This window comes from Pseudoalteromonas sp. Angola-4 (assembly GCF_028599265.1).
Classification (GTDB): Bacteria; Pseudomonadota; Gammaproteobacteria; order Enterobacterales; family Alteromonadaceae; genus Pseudoalteromonas; species Pseudoalteromonas atlantica.
On the sequence record NZ_JAQREK010000007.1, the window covers coordinates 151,330 to 171,869 of the forward strand.

At 42.0% G+C, this 20,540-nt stretch carries 16 protein-coding genes; 5 read left to right on the top strand and 11 right to left on the bottom strand.

All coding sequences use genetic code 11. The features are described 5' to 3' along the window. Window positions 1–144: 144 nt before the first annotated feature. A complete protein-coding gene (locus tag PSH48_RS10710; protein ID WP_004589311.1) occupies window positions 145–777 on the bottom strand; it encodes a c-type cytochrome in 633 nt (210 codons plus the stop codon). Window positions 778–1,057: 280 nt separating this feature from the next. On the opposite strand from PSH48_RS10710, the gene yihA reads away from it, so the two are divergent. Then, window positions 1,058–1,714, top strand: coding sequence for a ribosome biogenesis GTP-binding protein YihA/YsxC (gene yihA, locus PSH48_RS10715; protein WP_054982948.1), 657 nt, complete (start codon window positions 1,058–1,060; stop codon window positions 1,712–1,714). 10 nt (window positions 1,715–1,724) lie between these two features. On the opposite strand, the gene PSH48_RS10720 is transcribed toward yihA, so the two are convergent. The 3 genes from PSH48_RS10720 to polA form a co-directional block, all read right to left on the bottom strand. Next, complete coding sequence (locus PSH48_RS10720; RefSeq protein WP_273611542.1) at window positions 1,725–2,243, bottom strand: DUF1285 domain-containing protein; 519 nt, start codon at window positions 2,241–2,243, stop codon at window positions 1,725–1,727. Next, window positions 2,240–2,827, bottom strand: a complete 588-nt coding sequence (locus PSH48_RS10725) for a YceI family protein (RefSeq protein ID WP_273611543.1) — start codon at window positions 2,825–2,827, stop codon at window positions 2,240–2,242. The genes PSH48_RS10720 and PSH48_RS10725 overlap by 4 nt, the downstream gene beginning before the upstream one ends. A 710-nt stretch (window positions 2,828–3,537) precedes the next feature. Continuing rightward, window positions 3,538–6,267, bottom strand: coding sequence for a DNA polymerase I (gene polA, locus PSH48_RS10730; RefSeq protein WP_273611544.1), 2,730 nt, complete (start codon window positions 6,265–6,267; stop codon window positions 3,538–3,540). A gap of 524 nt (window positions 6,268–6,791) precedes the next feature. Between polA and elbB the strand changes: the two genes are divergently transcribed. From elbB to PSH48_RS10745, 3 genes are all read left to right on the top strand, one after another. Further along, entirely contained in the window at window positions 6,792–7,439 is a 648-nt protein-coding gene (gene elbB, locus PSH48_RS10735) for an isoprenoid biosynthesis glyoxalase ElbB (RefSeq protein WP_273611545.1), read from the top strand. Window positions 7,440–7,642: 203 nt separating this feature from the next. Next, a complete protein-coding gene (locus tag PSH48_RS10740; protein ID WP_004589305.1) occupies window positions 7,643–8,038 on the top strand; it encodes a c-type cytochrome in 396 nt (131 codons plus the stop codon). Between the two features lie 182 nt (window positions 8,039–8,220). Further along, window positions 8,221–10,794, top strand: coding sequence for a sensor domain-containing diguanylate cyclase (locus PSH48_RS10745; protein ID WP_096738961.1), 2,574 nt, complete (start codon window positions 8,221–8,223; stop codon window positions 10,792–10,794). Here the strand turns inward: PSH48_RS10745 and rep are convergent. Further along, window positions 10,787–12,805: a DNA helicase Rep gene (gene rep, locus PSH48_RS10750; protein WP_004589303.1), complete on the bottom strand. Its 2,019-nt coding sequence runs from the start codon at window positions 12,803–12,805 to the stop codon at window positions 10,787–10,789. The two genes, PSH48_RS10745 and rep, sit on opposite strands and share 8 nt — an antisense overlap. 161 nt (window positions 12,806–12,966) lie before the next feature. Between rep and ubiK the strand changes: the two genes are divergently transcribed. Then, complete coding sequence (gene ubiK, locus PSH48_RS10755; RefSeq protein ID WP_004589302.1) at window positions 12,967–13,230, top strand: ubiquinone biosynthesis accessory factor UbiK; 264 nt, start codon at window positions 12,967–12,969, stop codon at window positions 13,228–13,230. 81 nt (window positions 13,231–13,311) lie between these two features. Here the strand turns inward: ubiK and PSH48_RS10760 are convergent, their stop codons facing one another. The 6 genes from PSH48_RS10760 to ilvD form a co-directional block, all read right to left on the bottom strand. Next, window positions 13,312–13,959, bottom strand: coding sequence for an NAD(P)H-binding protein (locus tag PSH48_RS10760; RefSeq protein WP_273611546.1), 648 nt, complete (start codon window positions 13,957–13,959; stop codon window positions 13,312–13,314). Window positions 13,960–13,967: 8 nt separating this feature from the next. After that, window positions 13,968–14,627 carry a carbonate dehydratase gene (gene can, locus PSH48_RS10765; RefSeq protein ID WP_064386295.1) on the bottom strand — a complete coding sequence of 220 codons (660 nt, stop codon included), beginning with the start codon at window positions 14,625–14,627 and terminating at the stop codon, window positions 13,968–13,970. Between the two features lie 64 nt (window positions 14,628–14,691). Continuing rightward, window positions 14,692–15,867: a methyltransferase gene (locus PSH48_RS10770; RefSeq protein WP_273611547.1), complete on the bottom strand. Its 1,176-nt coding sequence runs from the start codon at window positions 15,865–15,867 to the stop codon at window positions 14,692–14,694. A 62-nt stretch (window positions 15,868–15,929) separates the two neighbouring features. Beyond that, window positions 15,930–16,916, bottom strand: a complete 987-nt coding sequence (locus tag PSH48_RS10775; RefSeq protein ID WP_039972499.1) for an ABC transporter substrate-binding protein — start codon at window positions 16,914–16,916, stop codon at window positions 15,930–15,932. A 144-nt stretch (window positions 16,917–17,060) separates the two neighbouring features. After that, a complete protein-coding gene (gene ilvA, locus PSH48_RS10780; protein WP_004589297.1) occupies window positions 17,061–18,614 on the bottom strand; it encodes a threonine ammonia-lyase, biosynthetic in 1,554 nt (517 codons plus the stop codon). Window positions 18,615–18,616: 2 nt separating this feature from the next. Beyond that, window positions 18,617–20,473: a dihydroxy-acid dehydratase gene (gene ilvD / locus PSH48_RS10785; RefSeq protein WP_024032149.1), complete on the bottom strand. Its 1,857-nt coding sequence runs from the start codon at window positions 20,471–20,473 to the stop codon at window positions 18,617–18,619. Window positions 20,474–20,540: the final 67 nt, after the last annotated feature.

Consider the following 20,540-nt stretch of genomic DNA (forward strand, 5'->3'; position numbering starts at 1 on the left):
GTTATTTCTTACAAAAGAGTATAGCAAATGTCTCACAAACTAAAGGGTGATATCGTTAAAATGTGGACACAAAAAAAGCAGCGCAAGCTGCTTTTTAATCATATTACATAGTATTACACTAGCTAATACTAGATAAATACGACTTTAGTGTAAGCCACCTAAGTATTGAGATAGTACTTCAATATCTTTATCAGTTAGCTTTTTCGCTATATCTTGCATCATACCGTTATGGTCGTTTTTACGGGTTCCATCACGAAACTTCTCTAGCTGAGCTTTAATGTACTCTGGGTGCTGAAAAGAAATTTTAGGAAACTTAGCAAGAGACGAACCATTGCCTCGCGGACCATGACACGCCGCACAAGCCGGAATACCACGTTCAGCATCGCCTGCTTTGTAAAGCATTTGACCAACTTCAACCACGTCTTTAGGGGTGGCGCCTTCAGTCATGTTCAATGAAGAAAAATAAGCAGATAGGTCTTTCATGTCTTGTTCGCTAAGTGGCATAGCCATCGCGCTCATTACAGGATCCATACGGCCTTCTTTACCGCCTGAAGTCATACCTAATTTTAAATCCTTAAGTTGTTTAAGGATGTAATCTGGGTGCTGGCCTGCAAGTTTAGGGTAAATATTAACCGGTGCATTACCGTCTGGGCCGTGACAAGCCGCACACGTTGCTGATTTTTCTTTACCTGCGTTTACATCGCCATCAAATGCTGTTGCGTTGCTTGCTGACAACGCACCAAGCAATATTGTTAAAGATAGTGCTATTTTTTTCATGGTGAATTCTCTGTTTCCGACCCTGTATCATCTACAATATGGATGTTGTAATTCATGTATTCTACACGATAAAAAATTCTCTGGCACGTTTTCTACTCATATTAAGCTTATAATTTATAGGGTTTTGACCTAGATTAACCTTTAAGCAGCTTTAATAGTGCCATTTATAGAGTTTTTAGGTGTTTAAATACGCTTTTTAATACATCCTTTATAGTATAAAATACGCGCCCTGAGTGAATTTAGCTCAATAAGATTAACTTTTACGTTTTTAGGAGAGCCTGTGCTCAAATCTCGTATCAAATATAATACTGCGTCTTTTGTAACAAGCGCGCCAGACATCACTAAATTACCTGCTGATACGGGAATTGAAGTCGCGTTTGCAGGTCGCTCTAATGCAGGTAAGTCAAGTGCGCTTAATGCACTGACAGATCAAAAACTTGCTCGTACCAGTAAAACGCCAGGTCGTACGCAGTTAATCAACACCTTTGAATTAGGTGAAGTAGACGATATGCGCTTAATCGACTTACCCGGTTATGGTTTTGCTAAAGTACCTATTGAAATGAAAAAGAAGTGGCAAAAGTCACTGGGTGAGTACCTACAAAAACGTCAAAGTTTAAAAGGTATTGTTATATTAATGGATATTCGCCACCCATTAAAAGATTTAGACAAAGATCTAATTAACTGGGCTATTGGCAGCGAAATCCCAGTATTGGCGCTTTTAACTAAAGCCGATAAGCTCAAGCAAGGTGCGCGTAAAGCACAAGTACTGCAAGTACGCCGCGAATTAAGTGAACTAGACGGTGACATCACTGTACACGCTTTTTCATCACTTAAGGGAACAGGTTTACCAGAAGTCGCTAAAAAGCTAGATGAGTGGTATTTAGGGCCAATTGTGGCTGTTGCACCGCAAAGTGATGAAGACAGCTCAGACGCTTAAAAATAAGCACCTACGAAAGATAAAATTTTCCCCCTGCTGATTTTATAAAATAGCCGCGCTCATCAGCGTCGGCTATTTCAGCCCACTGATAAAACACACTCCGTGATACCCGCGCGCTACACCCATAAGGTAATTGCAAATAAGGCACCGCTGCATTTTTATAGTTTTTTATATAAAGAGGCTGCTCAGCACTGATTAACCATTGCCGTGCTAAATTATCTACACAACACATAACCTGCCCTTGCGCTGTGCTCTCAATATGCCAGCTTACGATAACGAAAGGCGCATCTTGCACCTCTATCGCTATTTTTTCGATGGGTGTTTTTAAATAAAACTGCTCACCTTCTTTGCATAAAACACTGGCAAACAGTTTTACCAACGCGGGGCGAGTAATTTCTCTGCCATCGTAAAACCACTGCCCATGCTCGTTAATCATAATCGGCAGCTCACCACACTCGGTAGGCTGCCAACTATCAAACGGTTTGCTAGGCTCGCTTAATTGCTTACTAAGCGCCGTTAACGAGATCACTGTTTTTTAAGTGTTAGCGCAAAAGTAACTGGTACGGCTGTAGCAACGGCAGATAAACCAGCTAATTGCTGTAGCTTTTTAACGCCTTCGGTCACACCAAAGTCTTGGCTATTTACAATCACAGGCGTAAACGACGACACGCTTAAATCGCCATTTTCGGCACTGCTAACAAGTACATTTATTTTTAATGGCTTTTTATTACCATGAAAATCAAGCTGCGCATCAACCTCTTTTAATACATGCTGGCCCGGTTTTTTAATATTACTTAATTGCTTTTTTAAATCCGCGGTTAAAACTGCATGAGGAAACTTAGCCGCTTCAAATACAAATTGAGTTAAACGTTCATTGCGAATAGGGATCAGTGTTTCTGCAGAGGTTAAGTCTATATTTACACTAAAAGCACCACTGTCTGAAAGTGTTCCTTCTAGGTTAGTAAAATGATGTGCCTCAGCAATCGAGTCTTTTTTGATAGAAACAAAACTTAATTGGCTCTTGTCATTGACTAGCTGCCAATCTGCATGAGCGGCATTAGATAAAGCAACACTTGATAACGATAAACCGATAATGGCTAACGTTTTAAACATAACGCACTCCTAAAATAAAATGAGAATAATAGCGCTTTCGATACTATCACCTGAAATAGGGGCAAACCACCTCAAATTAAAGACGGCGCTAAATTACTTAGCCCGTACTCTTATTAAAAAATTAATAACGATATAGCAGCCTATAATTGATGCTTTTTAGGGGCATACCGCAACATCCACGCTAATAATTGCGTGAGATAGCTTTACTTGCCTACGTTTGCATTATAACTGCTTTATACATATACCCGTTTGAAGGCGCGCAAGGTATGGCACAAAAAATAATAAACATAAATGAGCATAAAGTGTGAATAGTAAAAAAGCGCTTAGAGGAGCCATTTAGCTTTAAAGGACAATCTAATGAGGAAGAAAAAGCAGCCTGCTTAAAACAAGCAGGCCGATATAGCAAACTGGGGAGAAGCTATCAATTTGTTGCACCTTTTCAGATGCATCATCAACAGGATGTCCTACAGGATGAGGACGCGCGCACTTTAGCAAAAGCGCGCATAAAAATACAATGATATTCCGCCAAAATAGTTCGAATTGACGAACATATAACTATTTAATACAAATAGTTGCTTAAATTAACCTACTTTTAACTAAACTTTGTTTACGCGTAGAATTACTTAAATCGATTCGCTTAATTGAGTGGGCTATTTAGAGGCAATAAAAAAGCGCCTTGCGGCGCTTTTAAAATGTAAGCATGTTTTAGGTTAGTGGGCTTGCTCCCAGTTTTCACCTTCGTCAGCTTCTACAATTAAAGGGACATCTAAGCTAGCCGCTTGCGACATTAGCTCACAAATTTGCTTTGTGTATGCTTGCGCACAATCGGTTTTAATTTCAAACACCAATTCATCGTGCACTTGCATAAGTAACTTAATGGTATTGGGAGCTTGTTGATTAACCCAGCTATGCACGCTCAACATTGCTTTTTTAATAATATCAGCGGCTGTGCCTTGCATTGGCGCATTGATTGCTGCACGTTCGGCGCCTTTACGGCGAGCTCCATTACGTGCATTAATTTCTGGTAAGTGTAAACGACGCCCAAAAATAGTTTCTACATACCCGTTCTCGGCCGCTTTTTCGCGGGTTGTTTCCATGTACTCAAGTACCCCAGGGAAACGCTCAAAGTATTTATCTATGTAGTGCTGCGCTTCGTGGCGTGGCACATCAAGCTGACGCGCTAAACCAAAGGCTGACATGCCGTAAATTAATCCAAAGTTTACTGCTTTAGCTTTACGACGCATATCTGTGGTTACATCCTCTAGCTCAACCCCAAATACCTCAGCAGCGGTTGCACTGTGTACATCCAACCCATTAGCAAAGGCATTTAGTAGCCCTTTGTCTTGCGATAAATGCGCCATAATACGCAGCTCAATTTGACTGTAATCGGCAGCCACAATTTTATAGCCTTGTGCCGCTACAAATGCCTCACGTATACGACGTCCTTCTTCAGAACGAATAGGGATATTTTGTAAGTTAGGATCGGTAGAACTCAAACGCCCTGTGGCCGTAACAGCTTGATGATAAGAAGTATGCACGCGCTGTGTTTTCTCATTAACCATCAATGGTAATTTATCAGTGTAGGTTGATTTAAGCTTAGATAAACCACGGTGCTCAATAATCACCTTAGGTAATGGGTAGTCATGGGCAAGTTCTTGTAGCACTTCTTCAGCCGTTGAAGGTGCACCTTTAGGTGTTTTTTTAATGACTGGCAGCTCAAGTTTTTCAAATAAAAGTACTTGCAGCTGCTTTGGCGAGCTTAGGTTAAATGGTTCGCCAGCTATCTCAAACGCTTCTTTTTCAAGTTCAAGTAAACGCTCGCCTAAACGCTGGCTGTGCGCCGCCAGCATGTTGCTATCAATTGCTACGCCGGTGCGTTCAATATCAGAAATAACATTCACTAATGGCATTTCTATTGTTTCAAATATTGACTTTAACTTCTCATCAGCTTCTAATTTTGGCCAAAGTACTTGGTGTAAACGCAGTGTAATATCGGCATCTTCTGCTGCATAAGGCGCAGCTTGCTCAAGCTCAATTTGATTAAAGGTAAGCTGCTTTTTCCCTTTGCCGGCTATATCTTCAAAGCTAATGTTTTTATGGCCTAAGTATTTAAGCGCTAATGAATCCATGTCATGGCGAGTGCCCACGCTATTAAATACGTACGACTCAAGCATAGTATCAAACTTAATGCCATTGAGCTCATAGCCTGCATTAGCCAGTACGCTCTTGTCGTATTTTAGGTTTTGCCCTACTTTAGCTTTGTTAGCATCGGCGAGGATTGGCCCAAGCTTTTGCATTACATATTCAAGGCTTAATTGCTCTGGTGCACCCGGGTAGTCGTGTGCAATTGGTAAGTAAGCAGCTTCGCCTGCTTTTACAGCAAAGCTCATACCTACTAACTGCGCTTGCATGTAATCAAGGCTGGTTGTTTCGGTATCAAAGGCAAATAGCTCAGCGCTATTTAGCTGCTCAATAAGCGTATCAAATTGTGATTCGGTTAAGATAGTTTCGTAATGTGCATCTTCTACTTTTGGCAGTTCATTTGCCTCAGCAGGGAGTGCTTTTTCTGCATCTTTTGGGTTATCAAGCAGCTCAGCTAACCAGCGGCGGAACTCACACTCACCATACAGTGCAATAAGCTCATCTTTATTTGGCTCTTGTACTTTAAAGGTATCTAGGTCTGACTCTACCTCAACATCACATTTAATGGTGGCAAGTTCATAACTAAGTGGTAAATGATCAAGGGCATTTGCAAGCTTCTCACCAATCTTGCCTTTAATATCGCCAGCATTATCAATTACACCTTGAAGCGATCCATATTTTTGAAGCCATTTAACAGCTGTTTTAGGTCCACAGCCTTCAACACCTGGGATGTTGTCAACCTTATCACCCATTAGCGCTAAATAGTCGATGATTAGCTCAGGGCCCACACCAAATTTTTCAACAACGGTTTGAGGATCTGAAATGCTGTCGGTCATGGTATTGATTAGCGTAACATGCTCGTTAACTAGCTGAGCCATGTCTTTATCGCCAGTAGAAACCAATACATGGCGCTTTTGCTCAGTCGCTATTCGTGAAAACGTACCAATAACATCATCTGCTTCAACCCCTTCAATACTAATTAGCGGAAAGCCCATCGCTTTAATAATACTGTGCAGTGGCGCTATTTGCGTTCGCAAATCGTCAGGCATAGGTGGACGGTTAGCTTTATACTCGCTATACATATCGTTTCTGAACGTTTTGCCTTTGGCATCAAACACCACCACCATGTGGCTCGGATCATATTGTTTGATCAAACTTTTAAGCATGTTTACCACGCCATAAATAGCGCCAGTTGCTTCACCTTTAGAGTTAGTTAAATGCGGTGGAGAATGATAAGCACGAAATAAATATGAAGAGCCATCAACTAAAATTAGCGGGTTTTCGGGGATCTGAGCCATGGTGAATTTGGATCCTAAATACAAAAAAGTAATATTATTACAAGCATGCCATAAGGTTGTGAATAAAACGACAGTGAATTACGCTTAGTAGCCATAATTATTGCGGAGCAACCTGTGGATAACTTTGTAGATAACAGCCACGAGCTATTCCTCCAATGCATAATAAAATGCTTAGAAAAATAAATAACTGCTTGTTTTGTTTAAAAAAGATAATACGAGGTTCTTTTTTTATTATTTTAAAACCAATGTGGAAAAAGGTTTTCTAACTGATACATCCCCTGTTAGTCACTTTAGTTATTTGTATCCATTTAAATAACCGGAGGAGTATTCTAGCATAATGGATCAAAGATCATAGCGATCCTTTATAATTTTTTTTACAAGCTCACTGGCAAAAATGGCATAAACCGCAATACAACTTGCACTGCGAATACTTTTTAAACTAAAAAATTATTTTAGTGTGTGTTTTGGCCCGTGTTAAACTTCACCCAAACGACTTATTTAAAATACTTAAGGAGCACAAAAGCATGAAAAAGATAGCTGTAATATTAGCCGGCTGTGGTGTGTACGATGGCAGTGAAATAAACGAAGCAGTATTAACACTGCTGCACATAGCTAAAAACGGTGCTGCATATCAATGTTTTGCTCCTGATATAGAACAACTTCACACTATTAATCACCTCACCGGTGAAGAAATGCCAAGCAACCGTAATGTACTCACTGAGGCAGCACGCATTGCCCGTGGTGATATAAAATCATTAAGCAAATTAAAGGCATCTGAATTTGATGCGTTAATAGTACCAGGGGGATTTGGCGCCGCTAAAAACTTATGTGATTTTGCCGTTAAAGGCGCTGATGCGCAGATAAGCGACCTAGTCTTAGAGGCCTGTAAACAATTTGCTAATGCACAAAAAGCGGCTGGATACATGTGTATTGCGCCGGCTTTAATTCCGTTTATATATCCCAATGCTACTTTAACCATAGGTAATGATGAACAGACCGCAAGCGCTTTAACCCAGCTAGGCTCTACACACGCAGCCTGTGCGGTTGATGATATTGTGATTGATGAGGACAATAAACTCGTTACCACCCCTGCTTATATGCTGGCGCAGTCTATTTTAGATGCCGATGCGGGGATCGAAAAACTGGTTAAAAACGTACTAGCATTAGCTTAAATAGTGATTTACTAAGCCACCGATTATAAATGTTTGTTAACTGAAACATGCAATTTTATTGCGTTAACGCAAAAATTAGCCAGTTTTATCGATAAAAACACCAGTGGGCGTTTTATAAATTGTTACACAAAGGTATAATCGGTTTAATTTCCGTCATCTATAATCGTGATTGATCACGTTCAAATCGAAGTGAGCAAGGCAAAATGAAAAAACTATCAGCTGCAGCATTATTAGTGCTAGCAACCACCGCATACGCACAGCCATATGATAACTCTATGACTGAAGATGCGATTAAAAAACGTTTAGCACCAGTTGGCGCTGTTTATCTTGAAGGCGAGAAAGCTGCTGCAGCCGCAGCTCCTACTGGCCCTCGCTCTGGTGAGCAAGTGTACCAGGGCGCATGTTTTGCCTGTCACGGTACTGGCGCACTAGGTGCACCTAAATCAGCTGATGACTGGGCACCGCGTATCGCTAAAGGTAAAGATGTACTGCTTGATCACGCTATCAACGGTTTTAATGCGATGCCGCCAAAAGGAACATGTATGGATTGTTCTGATGATGAGATTAGCGCAGCTATTGATTTCATGACATCTAAATAATTTAATTAAACCCCTGATAACTAGGGTGATTAATTTAAAAAGGCCTATTTTTATAATAGGCCTTTTTTTATTTCTAAAATAATCTTTTTAGTTGCTATTTTAGGGCATTAGTTACTTGACGATCGCAACTAAAAGTGAAATTATACGTTTAATAAACATACAATAATAAAACAATATGATTCATGTCATCGGAAGATAAACCCGCGGCACCGAGTAAACTAGCGCACCAAAATAAACGTCTTAAAGCGCTATTAGAAAAGTATAAGCAATCTCACCACTTACAAAATGCCCTGATTCAGCTATCAGAGCAAGCAAGCTCTGTTGCCGAATTAACCTTACTTTACCCCGCTATCCATGACATTTTACAAGCATACCTACCTAGTAAAAGCTTTTACGTGGTGCTTGCTAATCAATATACTCATGCCTTGGAACTTTCTTATTTTTGTGATGAAAAAGATGGTATATCAGTCGCCCTCAATCAAGATAATAGTTTTGAAGAAGGCGCTACAGGCTACGTTTATAAGCTTGGCAAAACCACCTGCTTTACCAAACAAGAGATGCAAAGCGCTGCACAAAACGGCTTATTTAAAGCACTAGGCTCACCTGCTGAGTACTGGGTTGGTGTTCCTATTTATCAAGAGCAAAACATTATTGGCGTACTTGCTGCGCAAAGTTACGATAAACACCAAGATTACAGCAGCCAGCAAGTGCATTTACTCGAGGTAATGTCTTTATACTTAGCCACAGCCATAGAGCGAGTTAAAAAAAGAGAGCTGCTCGAATCTGAAGTAAAAATTCGCACCCGCGCGCTCACGCAAAGTAATGATGCGCTAAACCTAGAAATTGAACAACGAAAACGCGCACTACAACGCCAACAAATTTTGTTTAAAATATCGGAGTTGGCAACGCAAGCGCAAAACTTAGATGATGCCTATGTAAAAATTCATCAAATAATAAAAACCATTACATACGCAGAAAACTTATACATTGCACTTTATAACAAAGAGACTGGTTGGATTAGCTTCCCGTACTGTGTGGATGAATTTAAAGACAACACCGAGCCAAGGCCGTTTGCAAAAGGTTATAGCGAACTGGTTATTAGCAGCGAGCAGACCCAACTTATACACCCTAGTAGAGCCAAAGAGCTATTAGAAAGTGGTGATGTACAACGAAATAAGCCAGTACCAGAGGAGCAAATGGCCACCAGCTGGCTAGGTGCTCCGCTTAAAACATCGCAAGGGGTTATCGGCTTAATTGCATGCCAAGCGTATAATAATAATCATATTTTTAGCAAAGACGACTGCGAGCTTATTACATTTGTATCACACCAAATTGCCACGGTTTTACAAACAAAATTAGCCACTCAAGCACTTAAATCTAGCCACCAAGAGTTAGAGTATCGAGTTAACGAAAAAACAAAGGCGCTGCAACAAGCTAACCTACATTTACAAATGCAAATTGATGAGCGTAAAAAAGTAGAGCAGCAGCTTTATCATGATGCGCATCACGACTCATTAACGGGCCTGCCTAACCGCAGCTTGTTTTTAACCCAGCTAGAAAAAACACTGCAGCATTACCATCGTTTTCCTGATCATCACTTTGCTGTGTTATTTATTGATTTAGATAAGTTTAAAGATATAAACGATCAACTAGGTCACCATGCCGGCGATCAATTTTTAATAAGTGTGGCTGATTTATTTTCGCATTGTATTCGCGAACACGATTTACTCGCTCGCCTTGGTGGTGATGAATTTGTAATTTTGCTTACCCACTTAACAGAGCTACAACAAGCAGAAGATGTAGCTGATCGCATTATTAATATAATGAAAAAGCCATTTTGCAGTAAAGGTACCTGCATTCAAAGTGGTGCAAGTATTGGTATAACGTACTCAAATTCAAGTTATCAGCATACCGATGAAATTATTCGCGATGCCGATGCTGCTATGTATTATGCTAAAAATGCAGGGCGCGACCGCTATGAGCTGTTCCACCCGTTATTAACGCAAACACTAACAAGTGCAGAATCTCCAGCACAGCACCATCTTGATTCACTTCCGATGAGTTTTAGAAGTGCAGATATTATAAACCTTGATGAACAACAGCAATCAGAGTCACTGTTTGAAGCCTTTGGTGAACACCCTGTATTAGGCTATACCAGTTTTGAAGTGCTGAAAAAGTTTGCAACCGATAAAGAGCAGCACCTCCAAGTTGAATTAGAACTCTTGCAGCACGCCTATTCCCATGCCTTAGCGGCAAATGTAGCCATGGTATTATTGCCATGCTCAGGGCTACTTTTAGAAGCGCTTGAATTCAATTTATTTACTGAGGTATTAAGTAAGCTGCAAGGGCAAAGCCAACTGTGTTTATTGTTTGACGACCAAGAAATACGTTACGCCTGTGCAACTCAACTAGAAAACCTTAAAAAGCTCTCGCAGCTTGGCTACAGCATTGGCTTAAATAACTTTGCAAAAGACCGCTGTGAGCTAAATGCACTGACCGACATTACCTTCGATTATGTACTACTTAGCTCAACCTTTAGTAAACGCGTACTGCAACAAGAAAGCTTTAACTTGCAATTACAAGGTGTACTGGCAATCACTCAGCTAAAAGGCATAAAAGTCATTGCCAAAGGCCCTTCTATACTCAACTTTAGAGCCTTGCTAGATAAATACGGACTAAACTTATTTGTTGCTAAGCAGCAAGGCTTATCGGAGTCAGTAGCGGCTAATAACAACGCCGCGCAGTCTATTAACTAGGTTTTTTCAGCATCGCCCTTAAGTTAGCGACCCGTGCTTGGCCTTTTTCCATGCGCTCAGCTTGCGAGCTTGGGGCTTTTTTGTTTTCAAACGCTAGGTCATCTTGCGGTAACTCTTGCACAAAGCGGCTTAGCTCTGTTTGTGAGGTTTCGCCAAACTGACGACGTATTTTTGCATACGTTAGTGTCAGCTCTTGCTGGGCCCGTGTGATCCCTACGTATGCTAAACGGCGCTCTTCATCTACGTTTTCTTCGTCAATACTTACTTGGTGTGGCAATAACCCCTCCTCCATACCAACCATAAATACGTACGGGTATTCTAAGCCTTTAGATGCGTGCAAAGTAAGTAACTGTACCGCATCAGACTCATCTTCTTCCTCGTTACGCTCTAGCATATCGCGAAGCGTTAATTTGCTGACCACTTCAGGTAAGGTCATCGGTTCGTTATCGGCATCTCCGGTGAGCATATCGGTGATCCAACGATACAGCTCAGAGACGTTTTTCATGCGCATTTCTGCCGCTTTGGCACTTGGCGATGACTCATATAAATACGCTTCGTAGTTAATATTACGTACCAAGTCTTTTACCGCTTCGAGTGTATCGCTACGCACTGCATTATCTGAAAGCTCAACAACCCAACGTGCAAACCCCGAAAGCGCATTTAAGCCACGCCCTTTAAGGCGGTAGCCTAGGTCGTTATCAAAACAGGTGGCAAATAAGCTTTGGTGTTTTTCGTTTGCAAGTGTGCCTAGCTTTTCAAGTGTAACGGTGCCTATTTCACGGCGCGGCGTATTAACAATGCGTAAAAAGGCGTTATCGTCGTCTTGGTTAACCAACAAGCGTAAATACGCCATAATATCTTTAATTTCTGAGCGCGAAAAAAACGACATTCCGCCACTAATTTTATAGGGAATGCGGTTACTCATTAATGATTTTTCAAAACCGCGCGCCTGGTGATTACCGCGATACAAAATAGCGTAATCTTTATAGCTGGTGCGCTTCATAAATTTATGAGAAATTATTTCAGCAACAACTCGCTCGCACTCATGCTCTTCATCCCTACAGCCAATCACTTTAATCGGCTCACCGTAACCAAGCTCACTAAATAGCTTTTTTTCGATATCGTGCGGGTTATTGGCAATTAAAATATTTGCTGCTTTTAGAATGCGCTGGGCACTACGGTAGTTTTGCTCAAGCTTTATGAGCCTAAGGCCGGGGTAATCTTTACTTAACAGTACCAAGTTTTGGGGGCGGGCTCCGCGCCATGAATAAATAGATTGGTCATCATCCCCTACCACAGTAAAACGCGCTCGCTCGCCTACTAATAACTTAACAAGCTGGTACTGGCTGGTATTGGTATCTTGATATTCATCCACCAGCAAATACCTAAATCGTTGCTGCCAACGCTCTCGTGAGGTGGCATTACTACTCAGTAATAAGGTGGGGATCATTATTAAATCGTCAAAATCCAGTGCGTTATATGCTCGCAGCTGATTTTGATAACGCGCGTAAAGCTGCGCAAATAACGCCTTTTGCGCATCACGTGCTTCGCGTATAGCTTGCTCTGGTAAAATTAATTCGTTTTTCCAGCTGCCTATTTGCATTTTTAAAAGATTAAGTAGGTCTTTGTCTTTTTTAAGTTCGTCTTCGGTTAAATCACCTAACAGCTGGTTAGTATCTTGGTCATCAAACAGTGAAAAACCTTCTTTAAAGCCAAGTGTTTTGAGTTCTTTTTTAATTATTTCAAGCCCTAGGGTATGAAAGGTTGATACCCACAGCCCTTTCGCCTCTTGCTTATTAAGCGTTTGTAATACACGCTCGCGCATCTCTTTGGCCGCTTTATTCGTAAACGTTACCGCAGCAATATTACGTGCTTTGTACTCGCACTTTTGCACCAAATAAGCAATTTTGTTAGTGATTACGCGCGTTTTACCTGAGCCTGCACCCGCGAGTACTAAACACGGACCACTAATATATTTTACTGCTTCATCTTGTTTTGGATTGAGTTTCATAACGACCATGGAGTTTTAAAAGGCAGCTAATTTTACCGTAACCACAGATACAGGCATAGCCATTAGATTAATTAATTCCATTGTGGTGATCATGTATTAAATACCTTAGGTATAAGGTAATATGAGTCATTATCATTTTAGGGCAACAGCAAGGGACGATTATGATCAATCCAGCAAAACTTGAAGAAATTGCTAAGCAAATCACCAACAACATGCCGCAAGGTGTAAAAAACCTAGCAGATACACTGGAAGGTAAAACCAAACAAGTTTTACAAAATAAGCTGGCTGAAATGGACTTTGTTAGCCGCGAAGAATTTGATGTGCAAAGCCAAGTACTTATTCGTACTCGTGAAAAACTCACAGAGCTTGAAGCAAAAGTTGTGTTACTAGAGCAACAACTAAATGCTAAAAATAACGCCGAGTAGCACGTACTACATCTGTATACTCAGCCACAAAAAAAGCAGCTAAGGCTGCTTTTTTTGCTTTTAGTTTTAACTAAAAGCCCACTATGTATCAAAAAGTGCCTCTAATACATAGTATTGCAGTGATTGTTGCTGCGCTAAACTTACAGCGCACATTTTTAGCGCCACTTGCTTACCCGTAATGGGTTTATAACGTTTTAAAAAAGGAAGTTGAGTAATAACAGGTAACACAAATGCGCCTATTTGCTCAGCTATTCGTGTATCGTTTCGCTCACCCGTTAATAAAGACGGCTGGAATATACTTACTTTTGCAAAGCCCAGCGTTTTTATGTGCTGCTCAAGCTCGCCTTTCATTTTTAAGTAAGGGCTGATGCTGTGCGCATTGGCGCCGCTTGATGACACTAAGCAATAATGGCTCACTGCATTGTTTGCCGCCATTTGCGCCGCAATAAACTGATAATCAAAATCAACTTTACGCTGCGCCGCGGTTGAGCCAGCCTGCTTTTTAGTAGTGCCCAAACACGAAAAAAACACATCCCCTTTAAATAACGCGCAGTAGTTAGTTAAACAATCAAAATCAATAACCTGATTAGTGAGCTTAGTATGTTCAACGTCCAGCTTACGGCGAGTTATAGCAATCACATGGCCAAACGCAGGGCTTTGCAGTAAAAGCGTTAATAGCTCACTCCCCACAACCCCTGTTGCCCCTATGATTATTGCCGTTTTAGTCATTGCTTAAATTACTCGCAACCGGCTTTAGCAAATACATGTGCAACGGCTTTTTTATACACATCGCCTTCTTCATCGGCGCAGGTTACAACCGAGGATAAGTCGTGCAAGTGGCCGTTCTCTAATCCATATACCCAACCATGAATTGTGAGTTCTTGACCTTTATCCCATGCATCTTGAACTATGTTTGTTCTACACACGTTGCGTACTTGCTCAATAACATTTAGCTCAATTAAGCGACTTAAACGCTGTTGCTCATCCATTGCATTAAGCTGCTCTAAGTGTTTTTCTTTTACATCGCCAACATGGCGTAACCAGTTATCGATAAAACCAAATTTAGCGTTATTTAATACCGCTTGTACGCCGCCACAGCCGTAGTGGCCAACCACCATAATATGTTTTACTTTAAGCACCTCTACCGCGTATTGCATTACCGATAAACAGTTATGGTCAGTATGTACCACCACATTAGCTACATTACGGTGTACAAATAATTCACCCGGCAGTAAATCTACAATTTGGTTGGCAGGAACACGGGAGTCTGAACAGCCAATCCACAAGTACTCTGGGTTTTGTTGCATTGATAATATTTTAAAAAACTCAGGGTTGGCTTCGGTTGTACGTGCAGCCCAACGTTTGTTGTTTTCGAATAAATTTTTTAGCTTTCTCATTGCATCTCTTATTTAGGACGGGATAGAAATTACACCCCAGAAAAGACAAATAATGAGCGCCTTTTTAGTTGGTGTTTGCAAGAATTAAAATATTGCGAGGAGTTAATTGTTTCTCACAAAAGGTGGTAACTGAAACGTGATAACCTTGCTGTTGCAAATATAAAGCACGATCGAGCACAAGCCAAACTTCTATTGCTCTTCTAAACACATGTCGAACCAGTTCGATTCGCTCTGTTACTTTTTTACGCGCCTTACCAATTAATAAAAACTTATCGTAATCAGTATCTTGAGGGATAATTATAGACTTTTTATCCCCCGCCCAAGCGCAAAACTGTGCAAACGTATCAGAAAACACGGCTTTGTTAACGGAAGGCACACTCACGTAATATTGTTCATGAGTGAGTGACTTTCGAAGTGCGTCAAACCCTAAGCGCCATTCCACCTCAGTTTTTCGTATTTTAGCTACACGTGAAGGAGCTGTAACTGTTTCTTGCAGCGCCAGTTTTAGATCGCGGTGCGTTAAATTAAGCTTACTAGCAAGGGCAAGCTCACTCATTGCCTGATAACGACTATCGGTAAATAAGTGATAACAGCACGGCGAAAAACTAATACGTTTTACCCTAGCGGCGCTGGCGTGTTGCATAAATTTTTGGTGCAGTGCGCCACATGCATGCAGTGCAACCGCATGTGTGTCGGTATTAAAAAAATGGCGCGTTTCATCTTCAAGTACATTAGCTTGGCTAAATTTCATCGCTAAACCTTGCTTGCGTGCACTGTGCTCTCCTTGCTCGCAAAGATGCCCTTGTAGCTCAACACTGTGCACGCTTTGCGCGCCGTTATAAGCAAGCATTCGGCCTAAATGCCCTTTACCAGCGCACCATTCGAGTACAGGCTGTGTGTTACTCGTTAATGCTGAAACAAAGTCTTGCAGTTGCTCAAACTTACGCCCTTTAATACCGTTACTTATCCAAAACGGGTATTCACCGCGTTGCTGCTGGCTTTTTGGTAAATTGCACAGCTCAGGTAGCTGCTCTACCCCGGCAATAAACGGGCTAAAAAATTGATAAAGCTGTTGCTGATCGTTATCAAGCCTTGCGACATCTTCATCTGATAAGTTATTTAACGCCGCTTGTAGCTCAGGCCACGGTAATTCATCAAAATCAAATGCTGTACATTGCCAATATTCGCGGGTATTCATTAGCACTGTATCGAGTGCTGCAAACTGCTCAGCTAGGTTCATAACAACTTAAAATAGTAAAAAGACGGTTAATTATACCAGTTGCGCAGAGCAGCATTAAGCGGTTATTTTTTTCCAAGTATTAAACGCAAATAAAGGGGGATCGAAATAATACTCACAATAAAGGCGGCTATTAGCATCCACGACAGTTGTAATCGCTCTGGCTCTTGGTATTTATAAACAAACCCAGCTTTGTGCTCGTCAAATTGCGTTTGCTTAATGCCATAATAATCTGCAATTAAGCGCCACTTAGCCATCGACATATTCCCTAAATGGGTCGTAGGCGGCATTATGTAGTCTTTCAATACTTCGGCTTCATAAGCTAGCTGATGAAAACTTTTGTTTGGCGCATACACTTGCTGAGTAATTGCAATGGCTTCATCCATATTCATCATCGCATAGCGCCAACCCTTTAAGCTCGCCTGGTAAAACTTTTCGACCGTTTGCGGGTGCTTTTTAAGCATTGATTCGCTGGTAAATAACACATCACCATACACATCCATACCATAGCGCTGTGGGCATATAAGGCGGTGCGATACCCCTTGCTGAGTCATGAAGTAGGGCTGAGTGGTGACATACACTTGCATTGCATCAAGTTTGTTTTCTTGCCACGCTTGTAGCGCAGGCTCATCGCCTTCGTATACCTCTAAGGTGGCAATATCAATACCGCTGCGTTTAAGCATAACCAGCAGCTCGGTACTGTCTTTTTTACTCACTTCGGTAATACGTTTAGCGGTAAAATCGCGAGGGTGAAAAATATCAGAGCTGTCTTTTACCATCCAACAGTACGGAGAAAACTGTAAAATAGCCGCCATTGCTACAAACGGTTGGCCGTTTACTCTTTGTTGTAAAATACCCGAATGCGCTACGCCAAACTGGGCTTCTCCACTTGCTACAGGCGTGAAAGTGTCAGGCATTTTAGGATTGGCTTCGCGTATGGTTACATCAAGTCCGGCGTCTTTGTAGTAGCCTTTTTGCTGAGCCATATAATAGCCGGCGAACTGAAACTGGTGGGTCCATTTTAGTTGTAAGGTGACTGATTCTTGAGCCATTAGTTGGCTGCAAAAAAGCAAAATTACAAATATTAATCCTTTAATAAGCAACTGGGTGTTCCAAATAGTAGTCATTAGCTGTAACTATATTTAAAACACACGATAAAGCAAGCATGCAAACGTGCATACTTGCTTATAAAAACCCTAAGCTGAGGCTAGATTGTCAACGTTTGGGCTTTGTGGCTGAGAGGTTAAAAACTGCGTAAAACACGGGTTATGTGTTTCATCTTGTACACTGTAACCTAAGCGATTTAAGTGCTCGTTAAACATATCGAATTGGCTTGGCTCAATAGCAAAGCCCGCCAGTACATTTCCGATAGACCCCCCATGATTGCGATAATGAAATAAAGTAATATTCCAATTGCTACCTAAGGTATCTAAAAAGCGCGCAAGGGCTCCTGGGTATTCAGGAAATTCAAACCGTAATAACCTTTCGTGTAACTGCTCCGGTGCTTTACCCCCTACCATATAACGTACGTGTAATTTAGCGAGTTCGTTATCTGATAAATCGCAAAATTGGTAGTCGTTGTTAGTCAGGTCTTGTTTTAGTTCGTTGAGTTCTTGCTCACCCTGGCGCAGGGCAATACCTACAAATATTTGCGCTTCACCTGGGCCTGCATAACGGTAGTTAAACTCAGTAATAGCCCGACCACCTAAAGAGGTGCAAAACTGCTTAAAGCTGCCTTTTTCTTCTTTAATGGTCACCGCAAGTAGCGCTTCGTTTTTTTCACCTAGCGCAGTACGCTCAGCCACATAACGTAAGCGATCAAAGTTTAAGTTAGCACCCGAAAGCACCGCTGCTAAATGCAGCCCTTTTAAGCCCGATTGCTGGCTCCACTTTTTAAGCCCTGCGGTTGCAAGGGCACCTGAGGGCTCTGAAATCGCGCGAGTAGAGACAAAAATATCTTGCATGGCGGCACAAATTTCATCGCCACTGACAGTTACAACTTCATCGCAAAATTTTTGCGCTAAGCGAAATGTTTCACTGCCAATAATTTTAACCGCTACGCCATCGGCAAAACTGCCAACACGGTCAAGTTCAACAGGCTCACCCGCTTTAAGCGCAGCTTGTAAACATGCACTTTCGTCAGCTTCTACGCCAATGACTTTTATATCTGGGCGTAATGATTTGATATAAACCGCCATACCAGCAAGTAAACCACCACCGCCAACAGGGATAAATACCGCATCAAGCTCGTTGAGTTGCTGCATAAGCTCGCGAGCCACTGTGCCTTGCCCCACAATTACGTCAGGATCATCAAAAGGCGGTACAAATACGCCATTGCGTTGCTCTGTTAGTTCAAGTGCATGTGCTTTTGCAGCATCAAAATGATGGCCATGTAAAACCACTTCACCGCCCAGCGCACGTACCGCACTTACTTTTATTTCAGGCGTGGTAACTGGCATAACGATAGTGGCTTTATGGCCAAGGTGTGAAGCACTAAGCGCCACACCTTGTGCATGGTTACCCGCAGATGCCGTAATAACAACTGACCCTTTTGGTAACTTGTTTAATTTATTATAAGCACCGCGTAACTTAAACGAATACACGGGCTGTTGATCTTCACGCTTTAACCAAACATGGTTGCCTAATTTATCACTGAGGTCGCGCATTTCGCTGACCTCAGTTACTTTAGCTAGCGGTTCCATATTGGCCTGAATAATAGCGCGAAAATAATCGAGCTCTTGAGAAACCATAATTAGCTAAGCTCCTCCAGTTTGGCTAAATCACGTACTGCGCCTTTATCGGCACTGGTTGCAAGTAATGCATACGCTTTTAATGCCGACGATACATAGCGGTCACGATCAAGCGGCTTATACGCTTGCTTACCACGCGCTAATTGCTTTTGTTTACGTGCTTCTAGCTCTTCATCACTTAATGCAAGGGTGATTTCACGTGTTGCGATATCAATGATAATTTTGTCGCCATTTTCAACATACGCAATGGCACCGCCACTGGCCGCCTCTGGCGATACGTGACCGATTGATAAACCAGAGGTGCCGCCCGAGAAACGACCATCGGTGATCAAAGCACATTTTTCAGCAAGGCCTTTTGATTTTAAGTAGCTCGTTGGGTAAAGCATTTCTTGCATACCCGGGCCGCCTTTAGGGCCTTCGTAGCGAATAACCACAACATCACCGGCTTTTACTTCGTCGTTTAAAATACCTTCTACTGAATCATCTTGTGATTCGTACACCACGGCGGTGCCTTCAAAATGCAGCATTTCGTCAACTACGCCTGCACTTTTAACAATACAGCCATCAACCGCTAAGTTACCTGAAAGCACAGCTAAGCCACCATCTTGTCTAAAGGCATGCTCAACACTACGGATACAACCATGCTCTCGGTCGTTATCGCCTTCATCCCAACGGCACTCTTGGCTCATTGCTTTTGTAGTACGAATACCCGCAGGGCCTGCGCGGTAAAACTTTTGTGCTGCTTCGTTTGTAGGGTCAGTCGCATCCCACTTTTTAACAAGCTCACCCATCGTCATACCCGCTACGTGGTTTACCGATAAATCAACTAAACCTGCTTTACCTAGCTCACGTACAATTGCCATCATGCCACCAGCGCGATGCACATCTTCTATATGGTACTCAGGTGTAGCTGGAGCTACTTTACATAAAAATGGGGTTTTACGAGAAAGCTCGTCAATGTGCGACATATCAAAATCTACACCGGCTTCTTGTGCTGCTGCTAATAAATGCAATACGGTATTAGATGAACCACCCATGGCAATATCAACCACCATAGAGTTCATAAAGGCTGTTTTATTTGCAATTGCACGCGGTAACACGTCGTGGTTGTCTTTTTGGTAGTACTCGCGGCACAAGTCAACAATGCGAGCGCCGGCTTCTACATACAGTTGCTTACGATCTTTATGAGTTGCAAGTGTTGTTCCGTTACCCGGTAGTGCAAGGCCAATAGCCTCTAATAAACAGTTCATTGAGTTGGCAGTAAACATACCCGAACACGAGCCACAGGTAGGACACGCAGAGCGCTCTACTTGCTCTGAATCAGCATCACTTACTGTTTCATCAGCGCCTTTTACCATGGCATCAACTAAATCTAGTTTAATATCGATGTTAGCAAGTTTGGTTTTACCCGCTTCCATTGGCCCGCCCGATACAAAAATAACCGGTATATTTAAACGTAGCGCTGCAAGCATCATCCCTGGGGTGATTTTGTCACAGTTAGAAATACAGATCATCGCATCAGCGCAGTGGCCGTTAACCATATACTCAACAGAGTCTGCAATTAAGTCGCGAGAAGGGAGTGAGTAAAGCATACCACCGTGGCCCATTGCGATGCCGTCATCAATTGCGATGGTGTTGAATTCTTTTGGAACGCCGCCCGCTTGCGTGATTGTTTCAGCCATTAGCTCACTAAGCTGATTAAGGTGTACATGCCCTGGTACAAATTGCGTAAACGAGTTAACTACAGCAATAATAGGTTTACCAAAGTCGGTGTCGGTCATGCCTGTTGCGCGCCATAATGCACGTGCGCCTGCGCGTTTACGTCCTTCAGTTGTTGTTGCACTTCTTAATTTAGCCATAGTTACCTCTGTTTTGCCGCTGTGTAAGCGGGCATTCCTCATTCTAAAAATTGTTGAGTTACTGATG

Excerpts from the sequence above, each read along its gene's own strand:
- PSH48_RS10710 (WP_004589311.1), bottom strand. The coding sequence starts at position 777 with ATGAAAAAAATAGCACTATCTTTAACAATATTGCTTGGTGCGTTGTCA.
- PSH48_RS10725 (WP_273611543.1), bottom strand. The coding sequence starts at position 2,827 with ATGTTTAAAACGTTAGCCATTATCGGTTTATCGTTATCAAGTGTTGCT.
- polA (WP_273611544.1), bottom strand. The coding sequence starts at position 6,267 with ATGGCTCAGATCCCCGAAAACCCGCTAATTTTAGTTGATGGCTCTTCA.
- elbB (WP_273611545.1), top strand. The coding sequence starts at position 6,792 with ATGAAAAAGATAGCTGTAATATTAGCCGGCTGTGGTGTGTACGATGGC.
- PSH48_RS10740 (WP_004589305.1), top strand. The coding sequence starts at position 7,643 with ATGAAAAAACTATCAGCTGCAGCATTATTAGTGCTAGCAACCACCGCA.
- PSH48_RS10745 (WP_096738961.1), top strand. The coding sequence starts at position 8,221 with ATGTCATCGGAAGATAAACCCGCGGCACCGAGTAAACTAGCGCACCAA.
- rep (WP_004589303.1), bottom strand. The coding sequence starts at position 12,805 with ATGAAACTCAATCCAAAACAAGATGAAGCAGTAAAATATATTAGTGGT.
- ubiK (WP_004589302.1), top strand. The coding sequence starts at position 12,967 with ATGATCAATCCAGCAAAACTTGAAGAAATTGCTAAGCAAATCACCAAC.
- PSH48_RS10760 (WP_273611546.1), bottom strand. The coding sequence starts at position 13,959 with ATGACTAAAACGGCAATAATCATAGGGGCAACAGGGGTTGTGGGGAGT.
- can (WP_064386295.1), bottom strand. The coding sequence starts at position 14,627 with ATGAGAAAGCTAAAAAATTTATTCGAAAACAACAAACGTTGGGCTGCA.
- PSH48_RS10770 (WP_273611547.1), bottom strand. The coding sequence starts at position 15,867 with ATGAACCTAGCTGAGCAGTTTGCAGCACTCGATACAGTGCTAATGAAT.
- PSH48_RS10775 (WP_039972499.1), bottom strand. The coding sequence starts at position 16,916 with ATGGCTCAAGAATCAGTCACCTTACAACTAAAATGGACCCACCAGTTT.
- ilvA (WP_004589297.1), bottom strand. The coding sequence starts at position 18,614 with ATGGTTTCTCAAGAGCTCGATTATTTTCGCGCTATTATTCAGGCCAAT.
- ilvD (WP_024032149.1), bottom strand. The coding sequence starts at position 20,473 with ATGGCTAAATTAAGAAGTGCAACAACAACTGAAGGACGTAAACGCGCA.